The sequence below is a fragment of the Mesorhizobium sp. P3_A9 genome, assembly GCF_056402975.1.
Map to the genome: position 1 here is coordinate 1 of NZ_JBFUGJ010000372.1, position 5,555 is coordinate 5,555.

The 5,555-nt window shown below is 64.5% G+C and carries 7 protein-coding genes and 1 pseudogene; 2 read left to right on the forward strand and 6 right to left on the reverse strand.

Features of this window, described 5'->3' with window-relative positions; translation table 11 throughout:
* Window positions 1-184 (reverse strand): annotated as a pseudogene (locus tag AC1DX0_RS30135) (hypothetical protein); the annotation flags it as partial.
* A gap of 99 nt (window positions 185-283) precedes the next feature.
* Here AC1DX0_RS30135 and AC1DX0_RS30140 point away from each other — a divergent pair.
* Complete coding sequence (locus AC1DX0_RS30140; RefSeq protein ID WP_477219697.1) at window positions 284-811, forward strand: glycosyltransferase; 528 nt, start codon at window positions 284-286, stop codon at window positions 809-811.
* Between the two features lie 146 nt (window positions 812-957).
* Complete coding sequence (locus AC1DX0_RS30145) at window positions 958-1,932, forward strand: hypothetical protein (protein ID WP_477219796.1); 975 nt, start codon at window positions 958-960, stop codon at window positions 1,930-1,932.
* A 3-nt stretch (window positions 1,933-1,935) separates the two neighbouring features.
* On the opposite strand, the gene moaB is transcribed toward AC1DX0_RS30145, so the two are convergent.
* The 5 genes from moaB to AC1DX0_RS30170 all read right to left on the reverse strand — a co-directional run bounded on the left by moaB (window position 1,936) and on the right by AC1DX0_RS30170 (window position 5,460).
* Window positions 1,936-2,481 carry a molybdenum cofactor biosynthesis protein B gene (moaB, locus tag AC1DX0_RS30150; protein WP_477219696.1) on the reverse strand — a complete coding sequence of 182 codons (546 nt, stop codon included), beginning with the start codon at window positions 2,479-2,481 and terminating at the stop codon, window positions 1,936-1,938.
* Window positions 2,468-3,388: a 4-(cytidine 5'-diphospho)-2-C-methyl-D-erythritol kinase gene (locus AC1DX0_RS30155; protein WP_477219795.1), complete on the reverse strand. Its 921-nt coding sequence runs from the start codon at window positions 3,386-3,388 to the stop codon at window positions 2,468-2,470. The genes moaB and AC1DX0_RS30155 overlap by 14 nt, the downstream gene beginning before the upstream one ends.
* Before the next feature lie 5 nt (window positions 3,389-3,393).
* On the reverse strand, window positions 3,394-3,579 hold the full coding sequence (locus AC1DX0_RS30160) for a membrane protein (RefSeq protein WP_027041406.1): 186 nt from the start codon (window positions 3,577-3,579) through the stop codon (window positions 3,394-3,396).
* Between the two features lie 140 nt (window positions 3,580-3,719).
* Complete coding sequence (locus AC1DX0_RS30165; protein ID WP_477219695.1) at window positions 3,720-4,580, reverse strand: S49 family peptidase; 861 nt, start codon at window positions 4,578-4,580, stop codon at window positions 3,720-3,722.
* Window positions 4,581-4,659: 79 nt separating this feature from the next.
* Complete coding sequence (locus AC1DX0_RS30170; RefSeq protein ID WP_477219694.1) at window positions 4,660-5,460, reverse strand: tRNA1(Val) (adenine(37)-N6)-methyltransferase; 801 nt, start codon at window positions 5,458-5,460, stop codon at window positions 4,660-4,662.
* Window positions 5,461-5,555: the final 95 nt, after the last annotated feature.

Below are 5,555 nucleotides of genomic sequence, written 5' to 3' on the forward strand. Positions count from 1 at the left end.
TATTGATGCCCGCCGACCTGCCGCGATTGCGGTCCGGACGGATGCGCATTCCACTCTGCTCGATCATCGCATTGGCCATTTCGGCGCGTCCTGCTCCGAAAGCTGCAATGTCGGCACGCACGATCGGTTCCATCTTGGCCCGCTCCCAGGGACTGTCCATGTTGTTTCGAATCGCTCTGTTCATGAAATTATTCCTATTTTGTCGATGAGAACAAAGCAAGAACTTTTTATGCTGCGCCGCAAAAACTGGCGCTGTGCTCGGCTTTCCGCTATTCGGCTAAACATGCTCAGTGTTCTCATCGAAACACGCAATGACGAAGAGGCTCTCGCCCGTACGCTCGCCTCGCTGATTGGCGGCGCGGTCGAGGGCGTGGTGCGCGACGTGATCGTCTGTGACACCGGCTCCACCGACCAGACGCATCATGTCGCCGAGCATGCCGGCTGCCACTATGTGGCAAGCGGCGGCATCGCCGCCGGCATCCGGCTGGCCAAGGGTGACTGGCTGTTGCTGCTGGAGCCGGGGGCGCGTCTGGTGGAGGGCTGGATCGAAGCGGTCGTCGTCCACACCGGCAGGCAAACCATGGCGGCGCGATTCTCGAGGGTGCGCGGCAGCCGCACGCCGTTCCTGGCTCGGGTCTTTTCAGGAAATCGTGCGCTCGCCGACGGGCTGGTGATCAGCAAGCGGCAGGCCGCGTCCTTGTCCAAGAGCGCCGGCAGCGCCGAAGCGCTGGCGCGCGGCCTGGCGACAAAGAGGCTCGACGCTGAGATCTGGGTGGCGCCGCCGAAGCAGCAGCACCGCGCCCCGAAGTGAGTTTTTGCGGGTGCTCTGTTCATTGTGCATTGCACAAAATCTGACGTGGGGTTAGCCTTCCCTGGAAGCGGGTGAATTGGGTTTGGGTCATGCGAGTGGTGAACACCGATGCGGCATCGGGTGTCACGCTCATGGACGAGGACCCGATGAACCTTTCAACCCCTGACAAATCCGGTGCTGCCAGTCTCGAGGCCATTGCGCGCAATGGCAGCCTGCTGCGGCGCATTGCCGTGCGCATTCCGACCTATCTCACGGACCTTCGCGAAAACCCTGCCTGGCTGCCGATGTTCATGCTGGCGCGCACCATGCCTGGGCGCCGCATGCACTGGCTGGGTGCAAAACGCGCCCGTCCTGCCGAAACTATTGGGGATACGATGTTTTCCGGTGTCGAGCGGGCGGCGGTGGTCGACGCGCTGCGTTCCGACGGCCTGTTTTCAGGCCTGGTACTGCCACCGGAGATCCATGAGGAGATTGCTGATTTCGCGGGGCGTACGCCTTGCTTCGGCAATTTCGACCGCCGTCTGGAATTCATGCCGGGCGAACATGCGCAGGCCGAGAAACGTCTGGGCCGCTCGTTGCTCAGCGGGCACTATTTCGAGCGCATCCTCGACTGTCCGGCGGCATTCGCCATACAGCGCGATCCGCTGCTTCTCGACGTTGCCGCGCACTACCTTGGTGGCCAGGCGAAACTGATCACGACGCGCGTCTGGTGGAGCTTTCCGACCGGCGAGGCCTCGGACGCCGACAAGAACCTTGCCTCGCTCGGCAAATAYCATTTCGAYCTCGACGACTGGCGSATGCTGAAATTCTTCTTCTAYCTSAAGCCYGTCGAYGCCGACACMGGTCCGCATGTCTATGTCAGRGGCAGCCATAACAAGCGCGCCATAAAGCATCAGCTCACCCTGTTGGTTGGCCATCCCGCCCAGGAGGTGCTGGACGTCTATGGCGAGCAGAGCCCGGTGACCTTGACCGGAGAGGCTGGCCTCGGCTTCGTCGAGGACCCGTTCGGTTTCCACATGGGCACCGTGCCGGCGCGCACGCCGCGGCTGATGATGGAAGTCGGCTTCGGTGTTTCGCGCCCCTCGCGCCGGCGCTTTCATGGCGAACCGGTCATCCGGTGATGGCTATTTGCCCCGCCGCAGATGCTCGTCCAGGCGCGGCATGATCTCGACGAAGTTGCAGGGCATGTGCCGATAGTCGAGCTGCGCCTTGAGGATGCCGTCCCAGGCGTCCTTGCAGGCGCCGGGCGAGCCCGGCAGCACGAAGACGAAGGTGGCGTTGACGACGCCGCCGGTCGCCCGGCTCTGGATCGTCGACGTGCCGATCTTGTCGTAGGAGATGCGGTGGAACACTTCCGAAAAGCCGTCCATGCGCTTTTCGAAGATCGGCTCCAGCGCCTCCGGCGTCACGTCACGCCCGGTGAAGCCGGTGCCGCCTGTGGTGATGACGACATCGATATCCTTGTCCCGCGACCACGCCAGGACCGTGTCGCGGATYTTGTCSCGGTCRTCRGTGACGATRTCGCGGGCGGCCAGGATRTGGCCGGCCTCGGTGATGCGGTCGGCCAGCGTCTGGCCGGATTTGTCRTCGGCAAGGCTGCGCGTRTCSGAAACKGTCAGCACCGCGATGCGCACGGGAATGAACGAACGGCTCTCGTCAATTCTGGCCATCAGCTCCCTCCGAGGCGATGCTGCGCGTCGCCGCGACGAACCAGTCGGGCTGGCGACTGCGAATCTCGGCTGCCGCGCGCTTGGCGACATTGCCGGTCTCGAACAGGCCGAAGCAGGTCGCGCCCGATCCGGACATGCGTGAAAATCCCGAGCCGGCCTTGTTGAGCCACGACAACGCCCGGCCTATGGCCGGCTGCATCGCAAGGGCTGCCGGTTCGAGATCATTGCGGGTGATCTCCAGCCAGTTGCGCAGGCTGTGAAAATCGATGCGGCGCGGCAGCGGCGGCAGGGGTTCGTTGTCGCGGCGGGAAAGTGCCGCAAAGACATCCGCCGTCGAGACCGGCGTGCCGGGGTTGACCAGCACCAGTCCCAGCGCCGAAAAGTCCGGCACCATCGACAACTCGTCACCAATGCCACGCGCCACCAGCGGCTTTGCCGCCATGCACATCGGCACGTCGGCGCCGAGCGAGAGGCCGATCCGCGCCAGCCCGGCATCGTCCATGTCCAGGCCCCAGGTCTGCGCCAGTCCGCGCAGCACGGCGGCAGCGTCGGTCGACCCGCCGCCGACGCCGGAGGCCACCGGCAGGTTCTTTTCGAGTTTTATGGACACGGGCGAGGTTCGCTCGAGGCCGGCCGCCCTTCGCAAGGCATCGCGCGCTTTCAGCACGAGATTGCTGGCGTCCAGGGGAACCGCCGGTGCATAACGGCCGGACACGGTAAACGCATCGCTGTCGGTGAGGGCGATCTCGACCCGGTCGCCAAAACGCGTGAACACCGCCAGGCTTTCGATCAGGTGATAGCCGTCGGGGCGCCGGCCGGTGACATGCAGCGCCAGATTGATCTTGGCATGCGCATGCCAGGTCCGCGCGCCGGCGTCGGTGTCCGCCGCAACTGATGTAAGCGAAATGATGCTCAGTCCTTGGCCAGCCGGTACTCGCCGGTCTTCGGATCCTTGACCAGCGTTCCCATCGCGCCATTGGCCGCCTGCTTTTCGGTGCGCCGCACCTTGGCCGTCACGCGCTCGGCTTCACGCACGAAAGTGCGGTAGCCGAAATAGGCGGCGACGCCAACGACGGCGAAGAAAATGATCTGCGGCATGTCACAACTCCTGCCACGCTGGGCCGGCGAAGGCGGCCGGTCGGGTCGGTTAATGCACGCCGCCCAAAACTGTGTCCGGTTTAGGGAAAACGGCATGCATAGCATTTCAAGCCTTCATGCTAGACGGTTTTGTCCGGTTTTCAAAGCCCGAAGCGAGCCCACAGCGCGCGCTCTTCCGCCGCATCGATGACGCCGCTGGCGGCAGCCGCCGCGATATCGGGCGCCGAAAAGCCCTTGCTCGAGCCGAACAGGCCGAAGCGGCTGAGGAAACCACGCGGCGCCGAGACCAGTCTGAGCTGGGTCTTCGCCCCGAACCGGGTCTTCAACACCGTGCGCATGTCACCAAGCGCATCGACCAGGCCGAGTTCCAGACCTCTCTTGCCCGTCCAGAACAAGCCGGTGAACAGGTCCGGATCGTCCTTCAGCTTGGTGCCGCGCCGCTCCTTGACGAGATCGATGAAGGTCTCGTGCACCTCGAGCTGCAGCGCCTTCAGCCGCTCGATGTCCTCCTTCTTCTCGGGTTTGAACGGATCGAGCACAGCCTTGTTCTGGCCGGCGGTGTGGACACGGCGCTCGACCCCGATCTTCTTCATCAGCTCCGGGAAACCGAACGAGGCCGAGACAACGCCAATGGAACCGACGATGGACGACGGATCAGCGAAAATCTCGTCGCCGGCGACCGCGATCATGTAGCCGCCGGAGGCTGCGACGTCCTCGACGAAGACCAGCACCTTCTTGTTCTTTTCGCTCGCCAGGTCGCGGATACGCTTGAAGATCAGCCGCGACTGCACCGGCGAGCCGCCGGGCGAATTGATCGAAACGGCGACCGCCGGCGCGTCGAACGAAAACGCCTTCTCGATGAGGCCGGCGGTGGAGGCCAGCGACAGATTCTGCCGGAACTGGCCGCCCGACATGATCGTGCCGTGCAGCCGGATGACCGGAATGACGACGACGGTGGAGCGCCAGGATTTCGGCAGCAGTCGGTTGAAAAGGCGTTTCACGAGGGCACGGTCTCCGGTCGATGGGTTGCAGGCATGTAGGGATTTCCCGGTCAACGGCAATGCGGCGGTCAGGAATAGCTCAATCTCCAAACAGCGAGGCGAGACCATTGGTGATCATTTCGCTGCGTTCGTCAGGGCCATTGCCCGACTGGGCGTGAAGCATCAAAGGCGGGCGGATGGCGAGTTTTCCACGCGCCCCGAGTGCCGCCCGCACGATGATGCGGATTGCTGCAGCGTCGGGGCGAGGGTGGACGGCGAGCATCTCGGCATCGCCGAAACGGCCTGATATCGCGTCGAGAATGGCGGCGAGCTGTTCGGGCCGCGCGATGACGGCCAACCCGCCGCGCGGCCTGACCACCGCCGCCGCACTGCGGATCCAGCTTTCGAACAGCCCGTCCTCCATGACATGGGCTTCCTTTCTCAGGCGCTCCGGCGTGGCGCGGTCCCGGGCGGCGTTGAAAGGCGGATTCATGATGACGTAGTCGAAGTCATTGTCGGCTAGACCAGCTGCCGCTCGGGCCTGGCCTGAAACCGCGACGTCGGCGACGAGCACCGAGGCGCGATCGCTGAGATGGGCATTGCCGGGATGGGCAAGGGTAGCCGATGCGAAGGCCGCCATTTCCGGCGCACGTTCGACAAGCACGGCCTGGGCAGCCGGACAACGTGACAGCACCGCCAGGCCGGCAGCGCCGGCGCCGGCGCCGAAATCGGCGAGGCGTCCGCCAAAGCCGGACGGCACGGCCGCCGCCAGCATCATCGCATCCATGCCGGCGCGGTGGCCGCCATGCTTGGGCTGCACAAGCCAGAACCGGCCGCGATGAAAGGCATCGACCGTATGGGCCGGCGTGTCCGGGGCGAGGGCGGCTGGTGCGGCCGACATTATTTTGTGCGGATTTCGTTGGCGATGCCGGCATCCCTGAGGATACGCCGCGCGGCATCGGCCTGATCGGCGTCGACCATGACGCGCTTCTGCAA

Bases quoted from the DNA above. Each gene is read 5' to 3' on its own strand.
- AC1DX0_RS30140 (WP_477219697.1), top strand. From the start codon at position 284: ATGCTCAGTGTTCTCATCGAAACACGCAATGACGAAGAGGCTCTCGCC.
- AC1DX0_RS30160 (WP_027041406.1), bottom strand. From the start codon at position 3,579: ATGCCGCAGATCATTTTCTTCGCCGTCGTTGGCGTCGCCGCCTATTTC.
- AC1DX0_RS30170 (WP_477219694.1), bottom strand. From the start codon at position 5,460: ATGTCGGCCGCACCAGCCGCCCTCGCCCCGGACACGCCGGCCCATACG.